Source organism: Arhodomonas sp. AD133, assembly GCF_051195215.1.
In the GTDB taxonomy this organism is placed as follows: Bacteria; Pseudomonadota; Gammaproteobacteria; order Nitrococcales; family Nitrococcaceae; genus Arhodomonas.
The window spans coordinates 120,383-144,150 of record NZ_JBNAZM010000003.1 but is presented as its reverse complement, the minus strand read 5'-3'; the positions used below and the strand labels follow the sequence as shown (position 1 = coordinate 144,150).

At 68.0% G+C, this 23,768-nt stretch carries 25 protein-coding genes; 15 read left to right on the top strand and 10 right to left on the bottom strand.

Features of this window, described 5'->3' with window-relative positions:
- Positions 1-28 precede the first annotated feature (28 nt).
- From ACPEES_RS03275 to ACPEES_RS03265, 3 genes are all read right to left on the bottom strand, one after another.
- The gene (locus ACPEES_RS03275; protein WP_435101027.1) at positions 29-631 is read right to left on the bottom strand and encodes a peroxiredoxin; all 603 of its coding nucleotides are present in this window, start codon (positions 629-631) and stop codon (positions 29-31) included.
- 210 nt (positions 632-841) lie between these two features.
- Complete coding sequence (locus tag ACPEES_RS03270; RefSeq protein ID WP_435101025.1) at positions 842-1,222, bottom strand: DUF5362 family protein; 381 nt, start codon at positions 1,220-1,222, stop codon at positions 842-844.
- Positions 1,219-2,625: an AmpG family muropeptide MFS transporter gene (locus ACPEES_RS03265; RefSeq protein ID WP_435101023.1), complete on the bottom strand. Its 1,407-nt coding sequence runs from the start codon at positions 2,623-2,625 to the stop codon at positions 1,219-1,221. The genes ACPEES_RS03270 and ACPEES_RS03265 overlap by 4 nt, the downstream gene beginning before the upstream one ends.
- A 380-nt stretch (positions 2,626-3,005) precedes the next feature.
- Between ACPEES_RS03265 and ACPEES_RS03260 the strand changes: the two genes are divergently transcribed.
- A complete protein-coding gene (locus ACPEES_RS03260; RefSeq protein ID WP_435101021.1) occupies positions 3,006-3,410 on the top strand; it encodes a tetratricopeptide repeat protein in 405 nt (134 codons plus the stop codon).
- Between the two features lie 106 nt (positions 3,411-3,516).
- On the opposite strand, the gene ACPEES_RS03255 is transcribed toward ACPEES_RS03260, so the two are convergent.
- On the bottom strand, positions 3,517-3,849 hold the full coding sequence (locus ACPEES_RS03255; RefSeq protein WP_435101019.1) for a DUF3135 domain-containing protein: 333 nt from the start codon (positions 3,847-3,849) through the stop codon (positions 3,517-3,519).
- Positions 3,850-4,099: 250 nt separating this feature from the next.
- Between ACPEES_RS03255 and ACPEES_RS03250 the strand changes: the two genes are divergently transcribed.
- Positions 4,100-5,569: a response regulator gene (locus ACPEES_RS03250; protein ID WP_435101017.1), complete on the top strand. Its 1,470-nt coding sequence runs from the start codon at positions 4,100-4,102 to the stop codon at positions 5,567-5,569.
- A 100-nt stretch (positions 5,570-5,669) separates the two neighbouring features.
- Here the strand turns inward: ACPEES_RS03250 and nfi are convergent, their stop codons facing one another.
- From nfi to groES, 3 genes are all read right to left on the bottom strand, one after another.
- Complete coding sequence (nfi, locus tag ACPEES_RS03245) at positions 5,670-6,332, bottom strand: deoxyribonuclease V (protein WP_435101015.1); 663 nt, start codon at positions 6,330-6,332, stop codon at positions 5,670-5,672.
- 135 nt (positions 6,333-6,467) lie between these two features.
- Entirely contained in the window at positions 6,468-8,120 is a 1,653-nt protein-coding gene (groL, locus tag ACPEES_RS03240) for a chaperonin GroEL (RefSeq protein ID WP_435101013.1), read from the bottom strand.
- 56 nt (positions 8,121-8,176) lie between these two features.
- Positions 8,177-8,467, bottom strand: a complete 291-nt coding sequence (gene groES, locus ACPEES_RS03235; protein WP_435101011.1) for a co-chaperone GroES — start codon at positions 8,465-8,467, stop codon at positions 8,177-8,179.
- A gap of 221 nt (positions 8,468-8,688) precedes the next feature.
- On the opposite strand from groES, the gene cutA reads away from it, so the two are divergent.
- The 6 genes from cutA to accC all read left to right on the top strand — a co-directional run bounded on the left by cutA (position 8,689) and on the right by accC (position 13,843).
- Positions 8,689-9,024 carry a divalent-cation tolerance protein CutA gene (gene cutA, locus ACPEES_RS03230; RefSeq protein ID WP_435101009.1) on the top strand — a complete coding sequence of 112 codons (336 nt, stop codon included), beginning with the start codon at positions 8,689-8,691 and terminating at the stop codon, positions 9,022-9,024.
- 4 nt (positions 9,025-9,028) lie between these two features.
- Positions 9,029-10,879 carry a protein-disulfide reductase DsbD gene (gene dsbD / locus ACPEES_RS03225; protein ID WP_435101007.1) on the top strand — a complete coding sequence of 617 codons (1,851 nt, stop codon included), beginning with the start codon at positions 9,029-9,031 and terminating at the stop codon, positions 10,877-10,879.
- A complete protein-coding gene (locus ACPEES_RS03220) occupies positions 10,879-11,388 on the top strand; it encodes a peroxiredoxin family protein (protein ID WP_435101005.1) in 510 nt (169 codons plus the stop codon). Before dsbD ends, ACPEES_RS03220 begins: the two co-directional genes overlap by 1 nt.
- Before the next feature lie 157 nt (positions 11,389-11,545).
- A complete protein-coding gene (aroQ, locus tag ACPEES_RS03215) occupies positions 11,546-11,989 on the top strand; it encodes a type II 3-dehydroquinate dehydratase (protein WP_435101003.1) in 444 nt (147 codons plus the stop codon).
- Positions 11,990-11,995: 6 nt separating this feature from the next.
- Positions 11,996-12,463 (top strand): acetyl-CoA carboxylase biotin carboxyl carrier protein, encoded by a 468-nt coding sequence (gene accB / locus ACPEES_RS03210; protein ID WP_435101001.1) that lies wholly within the window; start codon positions 11,996-11,998, stop codon positions 12,461-12,463.
- A gap of 36 nt (positions 12,464-12,499) precedes the next feature.
- On the top strand, positions 12,500-13,843 hold the full coding sequence (accC, locus tag ACPEES_RS03205) for an acetyl-CoA carboxylase biotin carboxylase subunit (protein ID WP_435100999.1): 1,344 nt from the start codon (positions 12,500-12,502) through the stop codon (positions 13,841-13,843).
- Here the strand turns inward: accC and ACPEES_RS03200 are convergent.
- Positions 13,836-14,630 (bottom strand): sulfite exporter TauE/SafE family protein, encoded by a 795-nt coding sequence (locus tag ACPEES_RS03200; RefSeq protein ID WP_435100997.1) that lies wholly within the window; start codon positions 14,628-14,630, stop codon positions 13,836-13,838. The genes accC and ACPEES_RS03200 overlap by 8 nt on opposite strands.
- A gap of 186 nt (positions 14,631-14,816) precedes the next feature.
- Here ACPEES_RS03200 and ACPEES_RS03195 point away from each other — a divergent pair, with 186 nt between their 5' ends.
- From ACPEES_RS03195 to ACPEES_RS03165, 7 genes are all read left to right on the top strand, one after another.
- Positions 14,817-15,776, top strand: a complete 960-nt coding sequence (locus tag ACPEES_RS03195; protein ID WP_435100995.1) for a complex I NDUFA9 subunit family protein — start codon at positions 14,817-14,819, stop codon at positions 15,774-15,776.
- Between the two features lie 7 nt (positions 15,777-15,783).
- Positions 15,784-17,043 carry a multifunctional CCA addition/repair protein gene (locus tag ACPEES_RS03190; protein ID WP_435100993.1) on the top strand — a complete coding sequence of 420 codons (1,260 nt, stop codon included), beginning with the start codon at positions 15,784-15,786 and terminating at the stop codon, positions 17,041-17,043.
- Positions 17,044-17,088: 45 nt separating this feature from the next.
- On the top strand, positions 17,089-18,984 hold the full coding sequence (speA, locus tag ACPEES_RS03185) for a biosynthetic arginine decarboxylase (RefSeq protein WP_435100991.1): 1,896 nt from the start codon (positions 17,089-17,091) through the stop codon (positions 18,982-18,984).
- The gene (locus tag ACPEES_RS03180; RefSeq protein WP_435100989.1) at positions 18,981-19,865 is read left to right on the top strand and encodes an NAD(P)-dependent oxidoreductase; all 885 of its coding nucleotides are present in this window, start codon (positions 18,981-18,983) and stop codon (positions 19,863-19,865) included. The genes speA and ACPEES_RS03180 overlap by 4 nt, the downstream gene beginning before the upstream one ends.
- A 171-nt stretch (positions 19,866-20,036) precedes the next feature.
- Complete coding sequence (locus tag ACPEES_RS03175) at positions 20,037-21,167, top strand: glycosyltransferase (RefSeq protein ID WP_435101144.1); 1,131 nt, start codon at positions 20,037-20,039, stop codon at positions 21,165-21,167.
- Complete coding sequence (locus ACPEES_RS03170; RefSeq protein WP_435100987.1) at positions 21,160-21,894, top strand: DUF2334 domain-containing protein; 735 nt, start codon at positions 21,160-21,162, stop codon at positions 21,892-21,894. The genes ACPEES_RS03175 and ACPEES_RS03170 overlap by 8 nt, the downstream gene beginning before the upstream one ends.
- Positions 21,891-22,877 carry a lysylphosphatidylglycerol synthase transmembrane domain-containing protein gene (locus ACPEES_RS03165; RefSeq protein ID WP_435100985.1) on the top strand — a complete coding sequence of 329 codons (987 nt, stop codon included), beginning with the start codon at positions 21,891-21,893 and terminating at the stop codon, positions 22,875-22,877. The genes ACPEES_RS03170 and ACPEES_RS03165 overlap by 4 nt, the downstream gene beginning before the upstream one ends.
- Positions 22,878-22,930: 53 nt before the next feature.
- Here the strand turns inward: ACPEES_RS03165 and ACPEES_RS03160 are convergent, their stop codons facing one another.
- A complete protein-coding gene (locus ACPEES_RS03160) occupies positions 22,931-23,068 on the bottom strand; it encodes an SDR family oxidoreductase (RefSeq protein WP_435100983.1) in 138 nt (45 codons plus the stop codon).
- Entirely contained in the window at positions 23,028-23,657 is a 630-nt protein-coding gene (locus ACPEES_RS03155) for an SDR family NAD(P)-dependent oxidoreductase (protein WP_435100981.1), read from the bottom strand. The genes ACPEES_RS03160 and ACPEES_RS03155 overlap by 41 nt, the downstream gene beginning before the upstream one ends.
- Between the last annotated feature and the right edge of the window lie 111 nt (positions 23,658-23,768).

Sequence of the window (23,768 nt, the reverse complement as noted above, 5' to 3'; positions counted from 1 at the left end):
CGGACCGACCTGAACGCTGGTCCTGAGTTTACAGGTTACCGGCGTTCTCCGAGAGGTAGCTGGCCACGCCCTGGGCGTCGGGCTTCATGCCGGACTCGCCCTTCTGCCAGCCGGCGGGGCAGACCTCGCCGTGCTCCTCGGTGAACTGCAGCGCGTCGACCATGCGCAGCATCTCGTCGACGGAGCGTCCGAGCGGGAGGTTGTTCACCACCTGATGCTGGACGACGCCGTCCTTGTCGATGAGGAACGAGGCACGCAGGGCGACGCCGGCCTCGGGGTGCTCGATGCCGTAGGCCCGGCAGATCTCGTGGCTCTTGTCGGCCACGACGGGGAACTTCACCTCGCCGATGCCGCCCTTGTCCACGGCGGTGTTGCGCCAGGCGAAGTGGGTGAACTCGCTGTCGATGGACACGCCCACGATCTGCACATCCCGCTCGGAGAACTGCTCGAAGCGGTTGTCGTGCGCAATGATCTCGGACGGGCAGACAAAGGTGAAGTCCAACGGCCAGAAGAACAGCACGGTGTACTTACCGCGCAGGTCGGAGAGCTTGAAGTCTTCCTTGATGGTGCCGTCGGGCATCACGGCCGGAGCGGTGAATTCCGGGGCTTCCTTCGCTACGAGTACGCTCATGCTTAAACACTCCCCTGTTGGGTTGCTCTGACTGGACGTCGGCAGTCTATGAGAGCAGGTGCCGATCGGTAAAATTGATTTCCGGCATCGGGGTGATAGATGGGATCGATCGTTTGCCGTCACTACATGTCGCCGATGGATGTCGGGACTGGGAGGTTAGTTTTCAACGCGGGCCGGTCGCCACGGGGCCGGCCCGCTGGATACCCGGTGTCAGAATCCGTGCATGCCCATGCCGCCGCCGATCATCATCCCGCCGAAGCCGAACACCATGGCGAGTAGCCACAGCGCCAGCAGCACCAGAACCATCACGCCGCTGATGGTGAAGAACGTGCGCAGGCGCTGCTGCGCGCGGATCATCGCGGCCTCGTCGCCGCCGGCATGGGCTTCGTCAATGGCGTTGCTGCTCTGAAACAGCACCACGCCCATCCAGATCGGCAGCCACGCGATCAGCAAACCGACGATGGACAGTGCGGTGAGGACACCGTTTGCGATGAGCAGTACGGCGACCAGTTTGACCCATACCCGACCTTCGGCCAGGGGCGCCGCCAGGCGGCGGACGATTTCTCCGGAATCTTGAGGGACGGTGCTCATGGGGTCGGCTCCCTAGTGTGCAGTTGTTGTTCTCGCTCAGTTGCGTCCGCCGGCGGGCGGCGGCGCATGAGCCAGAGTATGAGCGCAATGGCCGGCAGGCCAAGCGCTGCGGTCACCAGGAAGAAGGCCGGATAGCCGCGGGCGTCCACCAGTATGCCGCCCCAGCCGCTCAGGAACTTGCCGGGCAGGGTCATCAGCGAGCTGAACAGCGCATACTGCGTGGCCGTGTACTGCTCCGAGGTAAGGCTCGACATCCACGCGATGAACGCCGTGCCGGCGAGACCGCTGGCGAGGTTCTCGGCGCCGATGATGGCCGTGAACAGCATGACGTTGTCGCCGCTGACTGCGAGCAGGGCGAAGAGCAGGTTGGTCACTGCCGCCAGGACTGCGCCGGCGAGCAGGGGGGTGAGCAGCCCGTATCGGCGCACCGTCACGCCCCCGCCGATGGCGCCGAGCATGGTCATGACCGTCCCGTAGAGGCCGCTGACCGCGCTGATCTGTTCTTTGCTGAATCCGAGGTCGAGGTAGAGCGGGTTGGCCATGCTCGCCATGGCGAGGTCGGTTATCCGGAACACGCCCACCAGCGCGAGAATGCCGATGGCTGCGGGGCCGAATCGGCGCAGGAAATCCCCGAGCGGCGCGACCACGGCGCCGGCGACGTGCGCGCTCATGTGTGCCAGCGGCCGGGGCAACCAGGCGTGGCGGCGGCTGTACGCCTCCACGGCGCGTTCCTCGGCGCTCGTCACGCTCACCCGGTGTGCCGGCTCCACGCTCAGCAATACTGTGACCATGCCGACGCCGGTCAGGCATGCCATCACCAAATAGGTCACCTGCCAGCCGACCCCGGCGGCCAGGTAGAGCGCGCCGGCGTAGGAGACGATGATCGCGGTTCGGTAGCCGAGCTGGTAAGTGGCCGCCATGGCGCCCTGGTCGGTGGCCGGCGCGGATTCGATGCGGAAGGCGTCGATGGCGATGTCCTGGGTTGCCGAGGAGAAAGCCACGAGCAGCCCCAGCAGGGCCATGGTAGTGAGCGCTTCTGTCGGGTCGGTCACGGCCATGGTGGCGAGGCCGGTGGCGATGCCGAGCTGGCCGGCGAGCATCCAGCCGCGCCGGCGGCCGAGGCGTGTCGTGAGGCCGGGCAGCGGTACCCGGTCCACCACCGGTGCCCACAGGATCTTTATCGAGTACGTAATCCCGATCCAGCTGAAGAATCCGATGGCGGTGCGTGTCACTCCCGCCTCGGTGAGCCAGGCGGTGAGCGTGGAGAAGACCAGCATGAAGGGCAGGCCGGCGGAGAAGCCCAGAAAGAGCATGGTGACCACCGGCCGCCGGGTGTAGATCGTGAGCGCTTCGCGCCAATGCCGTCCCTGCTCGGGTTCGCGGGTGTTCGCGCGCTCGGTCACCGTGCCACCGCAATGGCGCTGGGGATGTCAAGGTGTACGGCTGGCGGGAAGCCGCAGGCGGCGTCCAGGCAATGCGTCGGTCGGTGCATGGCGCGTGGCTCGGTGCTCGCGGCTTCGGACCAGGCAGCATGGTCGTCCATGGTCACCGCTGCTGCAAGGGGGACGGGTGTCGCGGCGCGGCAGCTCCACGTGCCCGGGTGCCCTTCCGTGTCACAGGAAAACCACACAGTGGTTGCGTGTGTGCATCACTGTGAGCCTTTGGAGCCCCGTGTAATCCTCGTCTTACGTCGTCGATCGACGACAAGTCCTAATCTGGCACGCACCATGCATTGAACAGGGCGCGAACGCAGACCGGAATCCATGAGGGGGTTTTAAGGGCAATGGTCTCGCAGCTTGAACGAGCGTGGAACGATTATCTGTGTGGCCGACGCCTCGAAACGGGGGACGGTTGCACGGTGGACCTGGTAGAGGCCGCTCGCCAATACCGTCGTGCCGCGCTCCGTGGGCTCGCCGAGGCTCAGCATGCCCTTGCGTTCCTGTACGCCACCGGCCAGGGCGTGCGTCGCGATGACGCACTGTCGCTGCGGTGGTTCGAGGCAGCCGCGCGGCAGGGACACGTCGCCGCGCAACACAATCTGGGGGTGATGTTCGCGGAAGGCCGCGGCACCTCGCCCGACGAGCAGACGGCGGTACGCTGGTTCTACCGGGCGGCGCTGGGGGGCAGCGCCGAAAGCCGCCGTTGGCTCGATGGGCGTAGCGGAGACCGCGAGGCGGCGGAGCGTTAGGGGAGGGGCTTTCCCTGACGGGTGCCGCCGGCTGCCATTTATCAGGGCCGGATCGCCAAGCGATCCGGCCCTTTCTTTATGCGCGACTGCCGCCGCAACGGGCCGGTCAGCGTGGTGGAAAGCGCAGGATGCGTGCCTTGCGTGGCCGCGGCAGCGGCAGCGGCTCGTCATCGGCGACGGCGCGCAGGTGCTCGGCGAGCCCGCCCGGGCCGGCGAAGCGATCCCACATCATGTTCGACAGGCGTACGCATGCGGCCATGGCGTTGGGGCTGCGCTCGCGCTCGCGGTCGATGCGCCACTGCAGGCGGCGCAGGCGTTCCCGGCGGGCCCCGGTTTGGGCGCTGATGAAGGCTTCCACTTCGGCCCGTCGACGCCGCTCGAAGGTGTCGGGCTCGGTGCGGGCGAGGCGTGCCCATTCGTCGAAGTCGAACTTGCCCATTTGTATATCCCCGGGAGCGCTCACTTACACAATAGCAGCTGGTTGTTGGCACGCGTGTCACGTCAATGAGGCGAATTCTGTGCGAGACTCCGCGTTACCGATGCGTGAGGGTGGTCGGGCGGCTGGCTGCTCTGCTAATAAAGGGGCGGCCATGGCGTCGACGCCGATGACGGCGGCCTGAGGGGGGCCCAGGCGTCCGGCGCCCGCAACGCGTGACTGGCACTCAGGGCACGAGCCAGGGAGCCCGAGAATGAATGACAATATCAGCAAGGCCCTCGTCGTCGACGATTCGCGGCTCGCGCGCATTGCGCTGAGCAAGCTGCTGCGCCGGCGTGACGTCGAGGTGGACGTGGTGGGCACCGGCGGTGAAGCGCTTGCCTACGTGCGCGACAACCGGCCCGACGTCGTCTTCATGGACTACATGATGCCGGACATGGACGGCTTCGAGGCGACGCGGCAGCTTCGCGAGCAGCCGCACACCGCCGATCTGCCGGTGGTCATGTACACCTCCCAGGACACGCCGGAGGATCGGGAGCGGGGCCATGAGCTCGGGGTGGTGGATTTCCTGATCAAACCGAGCGGGGAGGACAGTCTGGGGCGGGTGCTCACTGCCGTGCGCGAGCACTATGCTGCGAATATGCCGGCGCCGGAGCCGGAACCCGGGCCCGAGGTCGAACCCGCTCCCGAACCCGAACCGAAACCCGAATCCGCTCCTGAGCCTGAATTGCCGCCCGAGCCCGAGATCGACTTCGAGCCGGTGGCGTGGGAACCGGAACCTGAGCGGGAGCCGGTCGCCGTAGCCGTGCCGCCCGCCGACGAACCGGCCGAGCTACCCGCGTTTGAGCCGCCGCCTGCGGCCCAGCCTTCGACACCTGGGCCGGTTCCCGCTCCGACGGCAGGGCCCGTCGAACCGGAACCCGCCATGTCCGGGGCTGCCGAGGTGGAAGCGGCCCCCGCTCCGTCGCCTTCGCCTGAGCCATATGAGCCGGCGGCGGCGAGTGCGCCGGAGCCGGCGGTGGACGGCGGCGTCTGGCGGCGTGAGGCCGAAGAGATCGCGGCCCGGGTTGCCAGGGACGCGGTTGGCGACCGGCTGGACGCCGAGCTCGAGGCACGGGTGCGTGCGCTGGTGACGCCCGTGGTGGAACAAGCGGAAGCGGGCGCTCGCGAAGCTGCCCGCGACGCCGCGCGTGAGACCGCTCGGGAGATCGCCGCCGAGGTGGCCCGGGAGAGTGCCCCGCAAATCCCGGACGCCGCGAGCGCGGCGGACAGTCTGGATACCGAGGCGCTCGCCGAACGTCTGGCTCGCGAGACGACTGCGCGGGTCGTCGGCGACATCGGTCCCGAGGCGGCCCAGCGCATTCTCGATGAGGCCGCCCCGGCGATCGAGCGCCAGATCCAGGAGTGGATGCGCAGCGAAGCGTTTACCGCCCAGGTGTTGCCGCAGTTCCTCGAGCGCGCCCTGCCGCCGCTTCAGGAACGGCTCACGGGGGCGTTGCGTGGCCCGTTGCGTGAGGCACTGGTAGAGGAGCTCACTGCGGCGGCGAGCCGTGCCGGCGAGAAAGCGGCCGAGGAGCGCGCTGCCGCGCAGACCGAGGCCGTGGACAACCAGGTACGTGAGCGGATCTCCCGTGAGCTTGCCGAAGTCCGGCGCCTTGTCTACATCGTGGCAGGTGTTGGCGGTGCGGCGATCCTTGCGGTGGCGGCGCTGGCCATGCTTTAGGCCGCTGGGGCCGCATCGAGCGCCGCCACGACGCGTGCGAAGGGGGCGTCCCGGTTTCGCCGGGGCGCTCGGACATGCAGCGAAGTCCGGATACGGGGCACTAGCGATTGGAGGCCAGGCGGTCGGCTGCGCGAATGGGCTCGGGCAGGCGGTAGCGCGTGCAACAGGCGAGCACCCAGTCCGCAGCGTTCGCTACGTCCAGCCGGTTGCCCGGGGAAACGTACAGTGGCCGTACGCGGGTGCGACTGCGTAGTACCGTGCCGATACGTTCTCCTTCATGAAATAGCGGTACCCGGGCGCCTTTTTCCTCCCCCGGCATATCGTGCTCGCCGACGAGCCGTGATTTGCCCACGCCGATGGTGGCGAGCCCCGTGATCACCCCCAAATGGGCAGCGATGCCCAGGCGGCGAGGGTGGGCGATGCCCTGGCCGTCGCAGAGCACGAGATCGGGCTCCGTGGTCAGCGATTCCAGGGCACTGAGCACCACGGGCAGCTCCCGGAACGACAGCAGTCCCGGCACGTAGGGCATGCGTGTGGGTTCGCGGGCAATGTGGTGCTCGACTACCGTCAGCGCCGGCCAGTTCATGAGCACCACGGCGGCGCGCGCGGTGGCGCCCCCGTCCTCGAATCCCGTGTCGACGCCTGCGATTGTGGCGATATCCGGCGGTGCCGGTTCGAGGCGGACCCGCGCGGCGAGTTCGGATTGCAACGCACGCGCGGCGGCCGGCGCCAGATTCCATTCGTGCTCGATCAGTCGTTCCATCGGCGCAGTCTGCCACGGCCGCAGCTCGTCGTGCGTCGATTGCGGGTCGTTTTCGTCGTCCCGTGTGCGGTACACGAAAAAGCCCCGCACGAGGCGGGGCTTTTCGAGCGACTCGGGTGTCGAGCCGGGCGGGGCTTACATCATGCCCATACCGCCCATGCCACCCATGCCGCCCATGTCGCCGGCACCGGCGCCGCCTTCGTCCTTCTCGTCCGGATGCTCGGCCACCATGCACTCGGTGGTGATCATCAGGGCGGAGACGGAGGCCGCGTTCTGCAGCGCGGTGCGGGTGACCTTGGTCGGATCGAGGATGCCGAACTCGACCATGTCGCCGTACTCGTCGGTCTGGGCGTTGTAGCCGTAGTTGCCCTCGCCGGCACGCACGGCGTTCACCACCACGGCCGCGTCCTGGCCGGCGTTGGTGACGATCTGGCGCAGCGGCTCCTCGACGGCACGGCGGACCAGGGCGATGCCCATGTCCTGATCGTGGTTGTCGCCCTTGAGGTTCTCGAGCGCGGAGAGGATGCGCACCAGGGCGACACCGCCGCCGGGCACGATGCCCTCTTCCACGGCCGCGCGGGTCGCGTGCAGGGCGTCCTCGACGCGGGCCTTCTTCTCCTTCATCTCGACCTCGGTGGCGGCACCCACCTTGATGACGGCCACGCCGCCGGCGAGCTTGGCCACGCGCTCCTGGAGTTTCTCGCGGTCGTAGTCGGAGGTGGCGTCCTCGATCTGGGTGCGGATCTGGTCGACGCGCGCCTTGATGTCCTCGGCGCGGCCGCCGCCGTTGACGATCGTGGTGTCGTCCTTGGAGATGTTCGCCTTCTTGGCGGTGCCGAGCTCCTCGAGGGTCGCCTTCTCGAGGGAGAGGCCGACTTCCTCGGAGATCACGGTGCCGCCGGTGAGGATGGCGATGTCCTGGAGCATGGCCTTGCGGCGGTCACCGAAGCCGGGCGCCTTGACGGCGGCGACCTTGACGATGCCGCGGATGCTGTTGACCACCAGCGTGGCGAGCGCCTCGCCCTCGATGTCCTCGGCGACGATCAGCAGCGGACGGCTGGACTTCGCCACCGCCTCGAGCACCGGCAGGAGCTCGCGGATGTTGGAGATCTTCTTGTCGCAGAGGAGGATGTAGGGATCCTCGAGCTCGGCGGCCATGCTCTGCTGGTTGTTGATGAAGTACGGGCTGAGATAACCGCGGTCGAACTGCATGCCCTCGACCACGTCGAGCTCGTTCTCCAGGCCGGAGCCTTCCTCGACGGTGATCACGCCTTCCTTGCCGACCTTGTTCATGGCCTCGGCGATGATCTCGCCGATGGCCTGGTCGGAGTTGGCGGAGATGGTGCCGACCTGGGCGATGGCCTTGTCGGTGTCACAGGGCTTGGAGAGGTTGCGAAGCTCCTCGGTGGCGGCGTGCACGGCCTGATCGATACCGCGCTTGACGTCCATCGGGTTCATGCCCGCCGTGACCGCCTTGAGGCCCTCGCGCAGGATGGCGTGAGCGAGCACGGTGGCAGTGGTGGTGCCGTCACCGGCGCTGTCGGAGGTCTGGGAAGCGACCTCCTTGACCATCTGCGCGCCCATGTTCTCGAACTTTTCCTTGAGCTCGATTTCCTTGGCGACGGAGACGCCGTCCTTGGTGACGGTGGGGGCACCGAAGCTCTTCTCGAGCACGACGTTGCGGCCCTTCGGGCCCAGCGTCACCTTGACCGCGTTGGCCAGGGTGTTCACACCCTTGACCATGCGCTGGCGGGCGTCTTCGGCAAAGCGTACGTCTTTGGCTGCCATTGTCTTGTTACCTCTGTAATCCGGTATCCGAAGTGGAAAAAACCGTGTTCCTCGGCTCAGCCTTCGATGACGGCCATGACGTCGTCCTCGCGCATCACGAGAACGTCCTCGTCATCGATCTTCACCTCGGTGCCGGCGAACTTGCCGAACAGCACTTTGTCGCCGACCTTGATGTCGAGCGGGCGGACCTCGCCGTTGTCGAGACGCTTGCCGGAGCCCACGGCCACGACTTCGCCGCGGATCGGCTTCTCGGCCGCGGAGTCGGGGATGACGATGCCGCCGGGGGAAGTGCGCTCTTCCTCCTGGCGTTTGACGACTACTCGATCGTGCAGAGGACGAAGGTTCATCGGGTCGTACTCCTTAACAGTGTTCCAGTCGGTGACACCTGATGATTCCCGAGACGGCGGTTGTTAGCACTCGCCGCTGGTGAGTGCCAATGATAGTCACGCCATCACGGCAGTCAATAGCCGCCCGCGCAGCCAATGGTGCGCGGTTGACGCGAGGCATGGAGGTCGCGGTGTTATAATTCAAGCCTTTGATATGACCCGTGCCGAAACGGAGGTCGCCTGTGTCCGAAGAGCATCTCGTCGCGCTGTCCACCTGCCCCGATCGCGAGACCGCCGAACGCATTGCCGAAGCCCTGGTCGCCGGCCACCATGCCGCCTGTGTGAACATCATTCCGGGGCTGACCTCGGTCTATCGCTGGCAGGGCGAGGTCCATCGCGACCCGGAGCTCCTGCTGGTGGCGAAGACCACGCGCGCGGCTTTCGATGAGCTCGAGGCCGCCATTCGCGCCGAGCATCCCGATGAACTTCCCGAGATTATCGCGGTCCCCATAGCGGCAGGGCTGGAGGGGTACCTGCACTGGGTGACCGAGCAGACCGCCAAGAGCGACAGGGAGTGACCGCATGCTGCGCCGCCGCCTAGCCCGCATATCGCGGGTGGTTCCCGGGCTGATCGCCGCCGTCGTGCTCGTCGCCGCGAGTGCGAACGTGTATGGGCAAAGCGGCGGCCTCTCGGGGCTGGTGGGTGGCGAGTCGGATCTGCTCCGTCCGGAGCAGGCGTTTCCCCTGACCGTCGAACGCGTGGCGCCGGATCGCGTGGTCGCCACCTGGGACGTTCAGGACGGCTACTACCTCTACCGCGACAAGGTCGGTTTCAGCGTCTCCGGCGATGACAACGCCGTCGTGCGCGTGGAGACGCCGCCGGGCAAGGAAAAGGACGACCCGTACTTCGGCCGGGTCCAGATCTACGAGACGCCCGTTTCTGCCTCTGCGTACCTCGAAGGGGGAGGGCCCGTGGACCTGGTCGTGGAGTACCAGGGTTGCGCCGAGGCCGGCGTGTGCTATCCGCCGCAGGCGGTCACCGTCAGCCTCGCCGGTGGCGGCGGTGCAAGCGTATCCGCGAGCCCGGGCGGCGGCGCTGCGGTTGGTGCGGCGGCGGGCGTCGGCGGCGGTCTCGGGGCCGCGCTTGCCAGCGGCAACACGGCGGCGGTGCTGACGGGCTTCTTCCTCGCCGGCCTCGTGCTGGCGTTCACCGCCTGCCTCTATCCCATGGTGCCCATCCTCTCCGGCTTGATCGCCGGAGACAGCCGGCGCACGGGCTGGCGGGCGTTCTGGCTGTCGCTGGTCTACGTCGAGTCTACCGCGGTGGCCTATGCCCTGGCCGGCGTCGCCGCCGGCCTCTCGGGCGCGGCGGTGCAGGCGCAGGTGCAGGGCCCCTGGGTGCTGGGCGCCTTCGCCGCGCTGTTCGTGGTGATGGCGCTGGGCATGTTCGGCGTGTTCAACGTGCAGCTGCCGAGCGCATGGCAGACGCGGCTCACCGAGCTCTCCCACCGCCAGCGCGGGGGCACGGTGATCGGCGTGACCGTGATGGGTGTGCTCTCGGCGCTGATCGTCGGCGCTTGCTCGGGGCCGGCGCTGATTGCCGCACTGGCTTTCATCAGCACGACCGGCGACGCCTGGCTTGGGGGGGTGGCGCTGTTCGTGCTCGCCAACGGCATGGGTGTGCCGCTGCTCGTCATCGGCACGGCCGCCGGGCGCTGGCTGCCGCGCGCCGGCGTGTGGATGAATCTTGTCCGCCAGGTGGTCGGCGTGCTGTTCCTCGGCGTGGCCATCTACTTTCTGGACCGGATCGTGCCGGCACCGGTGACACTGGCGCTCTGGGGGCTGCTGCTGCTCGGCTGTGGCGTGTTCATGGGCGGGCTCGACGCACTCGGCCACGGCGCCGCGCACGGTCACCGTCTGCGCAAGGCGGGTGGGCTGGCGCTGGTGATCTGGGGCGCCGTGTCGCTGGTGGGCGCCTCCGCCGGCGGCGGTGACGTGTGGCGGCCACTGGAACGCCTTGCCGCGGGCGGCGGCGCCACGGCGCAGTCCGTCGCCGCCGGGGAGTTCCGTACCGTCGATGATCTGGATGGTCTCCGCGCCGCGCTCGCCGACGCGCGATCGGCGGGGCGGCCGGCCCTGGTGGACGTCTATGCGGACTGGTGCGTGTATTGCGTGCAGCTCGACGAGGAGACGTTTGCCGACCCGCAAGTCCGAGCGCGGCTCGCCGAGGCCGTTCTGCTGCGGGTGGATGTCACCGAGATGAACACGGCCGATCACCGTCTGCTCAGTGAGCTGGACGTGTTTCTGCCGCCGGCAGTGATGCTTTTCGGCCCTGGTGGCGAGGAGCGGCGCTCGCTCCGCGTGGTGGGCTTTCTCGGGCCGGGCCCATTCCTCGCTCGGCTGCGTGAGGCCTGGGGCGAAGGGCGCGGCTGATGAGGCGTCTGGTCTACACAGCGCTGCTGGTGCTTCTCGGCGGCGCGCTTGGTGTCGGCGGCGTGCTCTGGTACCAGGAGCGCCAGGGCGAGCGGCGCCCGGTTTTCACCATGCCGGATCTCGACGGCGAGACGCGTTCGGTCACGGAGTGGGACGGCCGGGTCGTGGTGCTTAATTTCTGGGCGAGCTGGTGTCCGCCGTGCCGGGAGGAAATCCCGCTGTTCAACGAGCTACAGGCGCGCTTCGGTGACCGTGGCGTGCAGTTCGTCGGGGTCGCCGTGGACCGGCGCGAGCCGGTGATGGCGTTCATCGAGGAGCAGCCCCTGGAGTATCCGACCCTGCTCGGGTTCACGACCGGCAGGGAAGTGCAGGCGCGCTACGGCAACGAGGCCGGCACCCTGCCTTACACCGTGGTGATCGACCGCGAGGGCATGATTCGCCATGTCTTTCCCCGCCAGGTTCACGAGGGCGAGCTGGCCCCGGTGCTCGCCGAGCTCGCGGATATGTGACGCGGTGCTTCCCGTTGCCGTGAATTGCTACGAAATGCGCGGTAACGTCTCCGAAATGGTTGGTAACGGCTCATAACTGGACAAAGCGCAGAGTGTGGTCCAGAATACCCCGCCTGACAGCACCGTGCCTTACGGGGCGAGTCATCGAGGGAGGGTCATGGCGACGGTACTGCTGCTCAACGGGCCGAACCTGAACCTGCTCGGCCGCCGCGAGCCCGGGCACTACGGCCGGGAGACGCTGGCGTCGATCGAAAAGCATCTCACCGGTCTCGCCGACGCACACGGTGCCCGGCTCGAATGCTTTCAGAGCAATGCCGAGCACGAGCTCGTCGAGCGGATACAGCGCGCCGGGGACGAAGAGGTAAACTTTATCATTATCAACCCGGCCGCGTTTACCCACACCAGTATCGCGATTCGTGACGCACTGCTCGCCGTCGCGATTCCGTTCATCGAAGTGCATTTGTCCAATGTGCACGCGCGCGAGCCCTTCCGCCGCCATTCCTATTTCTCTGACCGGGCCGAAGGCGTGATCGCCGGGCTCGGCCCGGCGGGTTATGAATACGCCTTGGACGCCGCGCTGCGGCGCACGAGACAGGATTGAACAGCGATGGACATCCGCAAGATCAAACGTCTGATCGAGCTGCTCGAGGAATCCGGGGTCAACGAGATCGAGATCTGCGAGGGCGAGGAGTCGGTGCGCATCAGCCGCGGTGGCGGTGCGGCGCAGGCGACGATGCCCATGCACTACCAGATCCCGGGGCAACCGGACCCGGCGACGGCCGTGCAGCCGCAACCGGCGGCACCCGCCGCCGAACCCGAACCCGCCGCGGCCGAGCCTGCCGGGCACACGGTGCGCTCGCCGATGGTGGGGACGTTCTACCGTTCGCCGTCGCCCGGGGCGAAGGCTTTCGTGGAGGAAGGCCAGGAGGTACAGGCAGGCGATACGCTGTGCATCATCGAAGCGATGAAAATGCTCAACCAGATCGAGGCCGATCAGGCCGGCACGGTGCGCAGCATCCTGGTGGAGAACGGCCAGCCTGTGGAATTCGACCAGGCGCTGTTCATTATCGAGTGACGCCCTGCAACCTCTGGCACCAACGGATACGCACCCATGCTGGATAAAGTCGTCATCGCCAACCGCGGCGAGATCGCATTGCGCATCCTGCGCGCCTGCCGGGAGCTGGGCATCAGCACTGTCGCGGTGCACTCGAGCGCCGACCGCGAACTCAAGCACGTACGCCTGGCCGACGAGTCCGTGTGTATCGGCCCGCCACCCTCCGGCGAGAGTTACCTGAATATCCCGGCTATCATCAGCGCCGCGGAGGTCACCGACGCGGTGGCCATCCACCCGGGCTACGGTTTCCTCTCCGAGAACGCGGACTTCGCCGAGCGGGTGGAGAATTCCGGATTCGTGTTCATCGGTCCCCGGGCCGAGACCATTCGCATGATGGGCGACAAGGTCTCGGCCATCGAGGCGATGAAGGCCGCCAATATCCCCTGCGTCCCCGGCTCCGGTGGTCCTCTCGGTGAGGACGACGAGGAGAACCTGCGCATCGCCGCGGAGATCGGCTACCCGGTGATCATCAAGGCGGCGGCCGGTGGAGGCGGGCGCGGCATGCGCGTGGTGCGCAGCGAGGCGAATCTGCTCCATGCCATCGCCGTCACCCGGGCCGAGGCGCAGAACGCCTTCGGCAGCGAGGTGGTGTACATGGAGAAGTACCTGGACAACCCTCGCCACGTCGAGTTCCAGGTGCTCGCCGATCAGCACGGCAACGCCATTCACCTGGGTGAGCGCGACTGCTCCATGCAGCGGCGTCATCAGAAGGTCATCGAGGAAAGCCCGGCGCCGGGTATCACCCCGGAGCAGCGGCAACGCATCGGCGAGCGGTGTGCCGCTGCCTGCCGCCAGATCGGCTACCGTGGTGCCGGCACCTTCGAGTTCCTCTTCCAGGACGGCGAGTTCTACTTCATCGAGATGAACACCCGCATCCAGGTGGAGCATCCGGTCACCGAGCAGGTCACCGGCGTGGATCTCGTCAAGGAGCAGCTCTACATCGCCGCCGGGGAACCGTTGCGCTATTCGCAGGACGACATCGTCATGCGCGGCCATGCACTGGAATGCCGCCTGAATGCCGAGGACCCGAAGTCCTTCATTCCGTCACCGGGGCAGATTACCCAGTTCCACGCCCCCGGCGGGCTGGGCGTGCGTGTCGACTCGCACATCTACTCCAGCTACGTGGTGCCCCCGCATTACGATTCCATGATCGGCAAGCTCATCACCTGGGGCGACGACCGGGTGAGCGCCATCGCGCGCATGCGCACGGCGCTCACCGAGCTGGTGGTGGAGGGCATCAAGACCAATGCCGAGCTCCATCTCGATCTGTTGAGCGATGGCGCCTTCAAGCAGGGTGGCACCAATATCCACTATCTCGAGAAGAAGCTCGGCATCAGCTGAGAAACAGGCGCACGCCCACCACCGCGAGGAATAGCGCGAACGCGCGCTTGAGCGTGCGCTGGGGTAACCGGCTCGCCAGGCGGGCGCCAACCGGTGCCAGCAGCACGCTCGCCGCGGCAATGCCCGCCACCGCCGGCCAGTAGATGAACCCGGTGCTGCCGGCGGGCAGGGCCGCCCGGGCGTGCAGTCCGCCGGCGATGACGAAGCCTGCCGTGCCCGCGAGTGCGATGGGCAGGCCGCAGGCTGCGGAGGTGCCCACGGCGCGGCGCATCTCCACGCCGCACCAGGCGAGAAACGGTACCGTGAGGCTGCCGCCGCCGATTCCGACGATGCTCGAGATGGCGCCGATGCCCACACCCGTCGCGCCGAGGCCCGCGGCGCCGGGGACCTGGCGATGCGCCGGCGGCTGGCCCCCCAGGGCCATGCGCACGGCCATGATCAGTACGAATGCCGCGAAGACGCTGCGTAGCAGATCGCCGGGCATCAGTCCCGCGATCTGGGCGCCGGCGATGGCTCCGAGCACCAGCCCGACAGCCAGCGGCCGCCATGTGGCCCAGAGAATGTTGTCGAGACGCCAGTGCGCGCGCAGCGACGATATCGAGGTGACGATGATCGTCGCCAATGAGCTGCCCACGGCGAGGTGCGTGGCCACCGCCGGGTCCACGCCCTGCCAGGCGAACACCGCCAGCAGCACGGGCACGATGATGAGCCCGCCGCCAATACCGAACAGGCCCGAGGCGAAGCCGGCGGCGATGCCGACGGCGAGGTAGATCAGCAGAACTTCCAAGGGGGTCTCCTCCTTTCGGCCCCGGCGGCGTCGATGGGCATCGCCAGCGGCGGTCAGTGGAATGAGTGTCCGGCTCGCGCGGCATTGCGGATTCCCACCTGCCGATGGTGGCCGCGACCGCGTCACAGCCATGCACAATCCCTTACAATGCGCACCAGCTTCAACCATCAAGAGGGGCGCCCCGTCATGCGAGTGGACTCGGTCTGTATACTCGGCGGCACCGGTTTTGTCGGTCGGCATATCGCCAACCGACTCGCCAACACACCGGTGCGCATCAAGGTATTGACTGCCCGGCGCGAGCGTAACCGGCACCTGCTGCCGATCCCGAACCTGGAGCTGGTGGAGGCGAACGTCCACGACGCCGACACCCTGCGCCGTGAGTTCGGCGGCGTGGACGCGGTGATCAACCTGGTCGGCGTGCTCAATGAGAGCCCGGCGCGCGGGCGGCGTTTCGAGGATGCGCACGTCAACCTGGTGCGCAACGTGGTCGAGAGTGCCCGCGCTTCTGGCGTGAAACGGCTGCTGCACATGAGCGCCCTGGGTGCGGGCCCGGACGCGCCGAGCCGGTACCAGCAGACCAAGGGCGAGGGCGAGCGCATCGCGCTGGAAGCGAATCACACCGGTTTCGGTGTCACCGTGTTCCGACCGTCGGTGATCTTCGGCCCGGAGGACAGTTTCCTCAACCAGTTCGCGACGATGCTGCGAATCGCCCCGTTCCTGCCGCTGCCGACGCCGGAAGCGCGCTTCAAGCCGGTCTACGTGGGTGATGTGGCGCGGGCGTTCGTTCAGTGCCTGGACGACCCCGAGACCTTCGGCGAGTGCTACGAGCTCTGCGGCCCCAATGTCTACAGCCTGCGCGAGCTGGTCAACTACTGCGCCGAGCTGATCGGCTCCAAGAAGGCCATCATTGGACTCTCCGACCGTTTTTCACGGCTGCAGGCCCGGTTCATGGAGCGGTTGCCCGGCAAGCCCTATACCATGGACAACTACCTCTCCAGCCAGGTGGACAGTATCTGCAGCGACGACGGTCTCGGCCGCCTCGGCATTCACCCCACGGCGATAGAGGCGACCGTGCCGGGGTACCTCGGGCACAGGCGTCAGCGCAGCCTCTATGACCGTTATCGCAAGACCGCGCGCCGCGTCTGAGCCGCCCATGCAGCCCGATCCGCACACATCGGCTCTCGAAATCTACCTCGTCGGCGGGGCCGTACGCGATCGCCTTCTGGGCCTGCCGGTGCACGAGCGCGACTGGGTGGTGGTCGGTGCCACGCCCAAGGCCATGGAGCGCCAGAGCTTTCGGGCGGTGGGCAAGGAGTTCCCGGTGTTCCTGCACCCGGAGACCGGGGAGGAGTACGCGCTCGCGCGTACGGAGCGGAAGGTCGGGCCCGGCTACCACGGGTTCACGTTCCACGCGGAGCCGGATGTGACCCTGGAGCAGGATCTGGCGCGGCGGGATCTCACCATCAACGCCATGGCCGAGACGCCGGACGGCCGCCTGGTCGATCCTTACGGTGGACGCGACGACCTGGACAATCGCCTGCTGCGCCACGTCTCGCCCGCGTTTGGCGAGGACCCGGTGCGCATTCTGCGGTTGGCGCGCTTCGCCGCGCGCTTCGCGCATCTCGGTTTCCGCGTCGCCGACGAGACGATGGCGCTATGCCGCGACATGGTCGCTGACGGCGAGGTGGACGCGCTGGTACCGGAGCGTGTCTGGCAGGAAGTCGCCAAGGCCCTGATGGCGCCGACGCCGAGCGCGTTCGTGCGTGTGCTGCGGGACTGCGGCGCGCTGGCGGCGCTGTTGCCGGAGATCGATGCGCTGTTCGGCGTGCCCCAGCGCGCTGATTACCACCCGGAAGTGGATACCGGTGTGCACGTGCTGATGTCGCTGGATCAGTCGGTCGCGCTCACCGATGAGCTCGCTACGCGCTTCGCCGTGCTGCTGCACGACCTCGGCAAGGGCACGACACCCGTCGATGAGCTACCGCGCCACCGCGGCCACGAGGAGCGTGGCGTGCCCATGGTCGAAGCGGTTTGCGATCGCCTGAAGGTGCCCAACGTCTGCCGCGAGACGGCGCGTCAGGTCGCCCGTTACCATCTCCACGCGCATCGCGCCTTGACGCTAAAGCCGGCGACCGTGGTGCGGTTGCTGGAATCCCTGGACGCCTTTCGCAAGCCCCAGCGACTACCACGCTTCACCGCTGCCTGCGAGGCGGACGCGCGCGGCCGTACCGGTTTCGAGGAGGCCGACTACCCCCAGGCGCGCTATCTCCAGGCGGCGTTCGAGGCCGCCCGCGCGGTCACTGCAAGGCCTTTCGTGGAGCAGGGCCTCAAGGGCCCGGCCATCGCGGATGCCGTCCACCAGGCCCGGGTCGCCGAGGTGCGCCGCGTGCGCGAGGCGTGGCCCGGCGGCTGAGCCGTGACGCCCCAACCGTCCAACAACCATCCAGGGAAAGACCGAATGTCGTCGACTCCCGCGGAGACCGCCCGCGAAACCTACAATCTGCCCCACTGGAGCGAGGGGTACTTCGAGATTACCGACGGCGGACGCGTGGTCGCGCGCCCGCGTCGGGATGCAGGGCCTGCGGTGGATCTCCACGAGGTCGCCCGCGCCGTGCGCGCCGAGGGCCTCAATCTGCCGGTGCTGGTGCGGTTCGTCGATATTCTCCATGACCGGGTGCGCCGGCTGTGTAACGCCTTCGAGCAGGCGATGTCTGCCGATGGTTATGGAGGGCGCTATACGGCCGTCTATCCCATCAAGGTCAACCAGCAGCGCCGGGTTGTCGACGAAATCCTCGCCGGCGGCGGCGAGCGGGTGGGGCTGGAGGCGGGCAGCAAGCCCGAGCTCATGGCCGTGCTCGCCGTCGCGCCCCCTGGGGCCCGGGTGATCTGCAACGGCTACAAGGATCGCGAGTACCTTCGCCTCGCCCTGCGTGCGCGTCAGCTTGGCCTCGACTGCCACGTGGTGGTGGAAAAACTCTCCGAGCTCGCACTGCTGCTCGACGAGGCCGAACGCCTGGGTGTCGAGCCCAGCCTGGGGTTGCGCGTACGCCTCGCCTCCATCGGCGAGGGCAAGTGGCAGAATACCGGGGGCGAGCGCTCCAAGTTCGGGCTCACCGCCGCGCAGACGCTCACGGTGGTTGACCGCCTGGCCGCCGCGGGCCGGTTGGACGCACTGCGGCTGCTGCATTTTCACCTGGGATCACAGATCCCTCACATCGGCGATATTCAGCGCGGCATGCGCGAGGCGGCGCGCTATTATGCCGAGCTGCGGCGGTTGGGCGCGCCCATCGCCTGCGTGGACGTGGGTGGCGGGCTCGGGGTCGACTACGAGGGCACGCGCTCGCGCAGCTTCTGCTCGCTGAACTACTCCATCGAGGAGTACGCCCACAACATCGTGCATACGCTGTGGGAAGCGTGCGAAGCCGAGGGGCTGCCGCACCCGGACATCGTCACCGAGTCCGGCCGGGCGATGACCGCCCATCATGCCGTGCTCGTCACCGACGTGATCGACGTGGACGGCGTGCCGGCCGATGACACCCCCACGGCGCCGGATGCCGAGGCGCCGGTGATCCTCCGTGATCTCTGGCGTGGCTATACGGAGGGCGGCGGGCGGTCACCGCTGGAGGTCTATCACGACGCCTGTCACTGGCTCGGCGAGGCGCAGACCATGTATACCCACGGGTTGCTGACCCTCGGCCAGCGCGCTGAGGCGGAGCGCCTCTATCACGCTACCTGCCGGGCGGTCATGCCGCGGCTCGATCCGCGGGTGCGTGCCCATCGCGAAGTACTCGACGCGTTGCGCGAGAAGCTCGCCGGCAAGCTCTTCGCCAACCTGTCGCTGTTTCAATCGATGCCCGATATCTGGGCCATCGACCAGATTTTTCCCATCCTGCCGCTGCACCGCCTCGACGAGCCGCTGGCCGAGCGCGCAGTGCTCCAGGACCTCACCTGCGACTCCGACGGCGCGATTCACCTGTACGTGGATCGCGACGGTGTGGAGAGCACGCTGCCGGTGCCGGCGTGGCGCGCCGGCGAGCCGTTGTTGCTTGGCGTGTTCATGGTGGGGGCCTATCAGGAAATCCTCGGCGACATGCACAATCTCTTCGGGGACACAGACGCGGTGAACGTGGTGCTGGACGGGGAACGCTGGCGGCTGTCCGAGCCGGTCAACGGCGAGAGTGTCGAGGCAGTGCTGCGCCATGTGCACTTCGAGGAGCGCGAGCTGCTGCAGGCCTATCGCCGGCGTGTCGGGGCGACGGACCTGGACGCGGACACCCGTGCCGCCTGCCTGCGCGAGCTCGAAGCCGGGCTGCAGGGGTATACGTACTTACGCTACGAAGGAGGTCGGCCATGAATGTGGGAGTGATCGGACTCGGCGCCATGGGCGCGGGCATGGCTCGCAACCTCGCCCGCCACGATTTGCTGGGGGGCGTGTGGAATCGCACGCGCGAGCGGGCGGTGGCGCTCGCCGATGAGCTTGAGGTACCCGTCGCGCCGGTGCCGGACGCGCTCGCCGAGGAATGCGATGTGGTGCTGACCTGCGTCGCCGCGGACGCGGACGTGCTGGAGATGGTCGACGCCATCACCCCGGCGCTTGAAGCCGGCAAGGTGGTGGTGGATACCTCCACCATCGGCGTGGCCACCGTGCGCGACGCCGCCGAACGGGTGGCGGCCACCGGCGCCCGCTTTCTCGACGCGCCGGTTTCCGGTGGCAGGGAGGGCGCTGAGAAAGGGCAGCTCGTGGTGATGGTCGGCGGTGATGCCGAGGCGCTGGTGCAGGCCATGCCCGCGCTGGAGGCGATCGCCAAGTCCGTGACCCATATGGGCGAATCGGGCAGCGGTCAGGCGACCAAGGCGGTCAACCAGATCATGGCCGCCGGCATCAACCAGGCCGTGAGCGAGGCCCTTGCCTTCGGCCAGGCGATGGGGCTGGACATGGACCGGGTGATCGAGGTCGTCGGCGGCGGCGCCGCGGGCAACTGGTTCCTAAGCCACCGCGGGCCGACTATGGTGCGTGGCGTCTACGAACCCGGCTTCAAGGCTGCCCTCCACCACAAGGACCTGAGCCTCTGCCGCGAGATGCTCGACGACATGAACGTGGCCCTGCCCCTGGTGGAGATGACCCTCAAGCACTACGAAAAGCTCATGGAACAGGGCCATGGCGACGAGGACATCTCCGCGCTCCATCGGCTGAAGCGCGAAATGTTCGAGCAGGGGAACAAGCGCTCGCTGTAGGGCGAGCGCAGGGGCAAGTTGAAAGTTTCAAGTTGCAAGAGGCGCGTCCGCGCTCGCGGTGCCAGCGCAGTATCTCACTCGGAACGTTCAACTTCGTTCCCACTCCCGCCATAGCCACGCAACACAACCGCGCCATACTGCTGTCTGGGCTAGTGCGGAGGCGTGGCCGTGATGCACGTGCTGGACGTGACCGCCTTGTATGCCGAGCGCAGCGGTGGGGTGCGCCGTTATCTCGGGGCCAAGCGGCGCTGGTTCGGGCGGCAGCCGGGAGTGCACCATTCCCTGCTTGTGCCTCGCGGGCCGGGCGCGCGCCCGGGCGACGGCGTTCATACCTTGCCGGCGGCGCCGTTGCCAGGCTCGGGGGGCTACCGCTTCCCGCTGCACGAGCGTCCGTGGCGGGAGGCGATTGCCGCTCTCGCGCCTGATCTGGTCGAGGCCGGCGACCCCTGGATACCGGGTCACGCGGCCCGGTACGCGGCGCAGCGCCAGGGTATTCCGGCCGTGGGCTTCTGCCATTCCGATGTGCCGCGCTTGCTGGGCCGGCGCCTCGGGCGGTGGGCGGCCGGTCCGGTCGCGGCGTGGCTGCGTCGATTCTATGCCGGCTTTGATCTGGTGCTCGCGCCCAGTGCGACGCTCACACAACGGCTGCGGGCGATGGGTATCGAGCATGCCCACCACCAGCCCCTAGGGGTCGATGTCGCGCTGTTTCATCCACGTCACGGCGACCGGGCTGCGCTTGTGGCACGCCTCGGACTGCCAGCCCCCACGCGGCTGCTCGTCTACGCCGGCCGGCTCGCCCGGGAAAAGCGCCTGGACGTCCTGCGCGCATCGATGCGGCGCCTGGGGGCGCCGTACCACCTGGTGCTCGTGGGCGCCGAGCGGATGGCTCGCATCGATGATCGCGTGACGACGCTGCCATTTCAGGAGGCCGGTCTTGCCCGGGTGCTGGCCAGCTGTGATGCGCTGGTGCATGCGGGGGAGTGTGAGACGTTCGGGCTGGTGGTGCTGGAGGCCATGGCCTGCGGCCTGCCGGTAGTGGGCGTCGAGGCCGGCGCGGTGCCGGAGCTGGTGCGGCCCCAGTGGGGCCGTCTTGCGCCCCCCGGCGATGCCGCGGCGTTCGCTGGGGCGGTGGCGGCGGTGTTCGATGCCGATCACAGGGCGCTCGGCCGGACTGCCCGTGAGACCGCTGAACGGCACCACGCCTGGCGCGCGGTGTTTCCGACGCTGCTCGCCCACTACCGGCGCCTGGGCGTGGCGGCGCCGACTGCGGCGTTGGAGCCGGTGCCGGACGGTCATGGCTGACGTGGCGTGCGTTGAGGTCCACGACGTCGCGCCGGCGACCTGGCCGCTGTGCCGCCGGCTCGTGGACTGGCTGGACGCTCGCGGTGTGGGGCCGCTGGCCTTGCTGGTGGTCCCGTACTACCATCGGTGCTCGCCCACCGTCGGCGACCGTCCCTTTCTGGAGTGGCTGGCGGCCCGCCGCGCCCGGGGCGACGAGCTGGTGCTTCATGGCTATGTTCATCTGGATGAGTCGCCTGGCGGGGGAGAAGTGGCGATGCGCTTCGCCCGCCGGTGGCTGACCGCCGGGGAAGGCGAGTTCGCGGCGCTGGGCCATGACGAGGCGGCCCGGCGTCTGCGGGCGGGGCTCGAGCTGTTCCGTGACGCCGGCTGGCCGCGGCCCGGCTTCGTGCCCCCTGCCTGGCTGGCCGGTGCGCAGGCGCGCTCCGCCATCGACGACAGTGGGGTAGCCTACCTGGCCATGCGTAACACCGTTCACGCTGTCCCCGGCGATCGCTGTGCCCGCGCCCCGGCGGTTGCCTGGAGCATGCGCAGTCGCCCGCGCCGGCTGACCTGCCTGGCGGTCAACGCGCTGCGCGGCCTGCAACGTCCCTCGTACCTGCGCGTGACTCTGCACCCGGCGGATGCTCACCGTTCGGACGGTTTCGCCAGGGTCCGCCACCAGGCTCACCGCCTGATTGCCGGGCGACGGCTGGTGACCCTCGCAGAGATCGCCGGAGCTCCCCGGTGAGGCGCCATTGGGTGCTCGCGCTGCTGGCGAGCGTGCTCATTTCCGCGGCCATTCCTGTGTGGCTCGGCGGCGGCGTCGGCCTGCTCGATGCCCTCGATCGTTTCCCGCCCTGGGGATTGCTGCCGTTGATCGCCATGGTGACTGCCGGCTGGGTGTGCAATGCATTCCGTTTGCGCCTGCTTGCCGGCGCTTTCGGGTTACGGCTGCCGTTACGTGAGACCTTCGCCAAGGTGCTGAGCATAGAGTTCGCCGGCACCGCCACCCCGGCGTACACCGGCGGTCCGGCGACCAGCGTGTTGCTGTTCACCCGCCGCGGACTGGGGGTGCCGGAGGCCGGTGCGCTCGTGGTACTCGACCAGATTACCGACTTCGCGTTCTTCGCCACTTTCCTGCCGCTTGCAGCGCTGTTGGTGCTCGGTGATGTGCCGCTTCAGTACGTGCTGGTGGCCGGCCTTGGCGCGCCGGCGGGTTTTGCGTTGCTGCTCTGGCTTCCGCGTCACTACCGGCCGCTGGCGCTGTGGCTCGGCCGTATTTTCCGCCGCCTGCCGGTTCTCCACCGCTACCGCTGGCGGCTCGGGCGGGCGCTGATCCGCTTCCGTGCGGCGGTGCGTCTGATGCTGGGGCTGGGGCGGTGGCGGCTCGCCGCGCTGTACGGCTTCTGCGCCGCACACTGGCTGCTGCGCTACGGTATCGTGCCGGTGATCTTTCTGCTGCTCGGTGATCCGCAACCGTGGGCGTGGCTGTTCATCACCCAGGCCGTCTCGCTTTTCATCGGCCACCTGAGTTTGCTGCCCGGCGGATCCGGCGGTGTGGAGGTGGGCTTCGGCATGATGCTGTCGGCGTGGGTGGACGCGCCGGTACTCGCTGCCGCGCTGCTGGTGTGGCGCTTCTGCACCTTCCACTGGTATCTCATCGCCGGCGCGCCGGCCTTCCTGTTCACCGTCGGCCGCGGCGGGCCGGTTGCCAGGCAACCGGCGGATTGAGCCCGGTTTCCGCACGGAGCGCGGCAGGTGTTGCCGCGCTCTTCGGTCCAGCGCTACACCACGCCGCCGTTGGCGCCGACGACCTGGCCGGTCACCCAGCACGCCTCGTCGGAGGCGAGAAACGCCACGACGTTGGCGATCTCTTCGGGCTCACCGAGCCGCCCCAGGGGGGGGGAGACCCGGCATCGCATCGCGCGCCGCCGGTAGCAGCATGTCCGTGTCGGTGGCCCCCGGCGAGACTGCGTTCACCGTGATCTCGCGACCGCCGAGCTCCTTCGCCAGTATCTTGGTGAATTGCTCCACGGCGGCCTTGCTGGCGGAGTAGATCCCGAGACCGGGACTGCCCTGGAGCGTCAGCTTGGTGGAGAAGCCGATGATGCGTCCGCCGTCCGGCACCCGCCGGGCGGCTTCCGCGTAGGTCAGGAAGGTGCCCCGGGCATTGACGGCAAACCCCGACTCGTAGTCCTCGACGGTTGCCTCGGCGAGGTTCTGAACCCCCAGCGTGCCGGCGTTGGCGACGACGATTCCGGGCTCGCCGAAGGTGCGGGCGGATTCGTCGAACAGCCGCTTTACGTCCCCGGGCTGGCTGACGTCGGCCTGTATGGCGATCGCTTCGGCGTCGGTGGCCGTGATCCGTCGGACGGTTTCCTCGGCACCGCTGCGGCCGCGGCTGTAGTTCACCACTACCCGGGCTCCCGCTTCGGCCAGACGTTCGGCGATGGCGCGCCCGATCCCCCGTGAGGCACCGGTTACCAATGCGACTCGGTTGGTCAGCTGCATCGTTGCACTCCTTCGTTGGTTGGGCGTGGGAAGGAGTCTGGCAGCGCAATGACAAGTTTATAATGGCAAATATGATTAAATGATTTTCAACTTTTGGTTACTTGTCTGAAG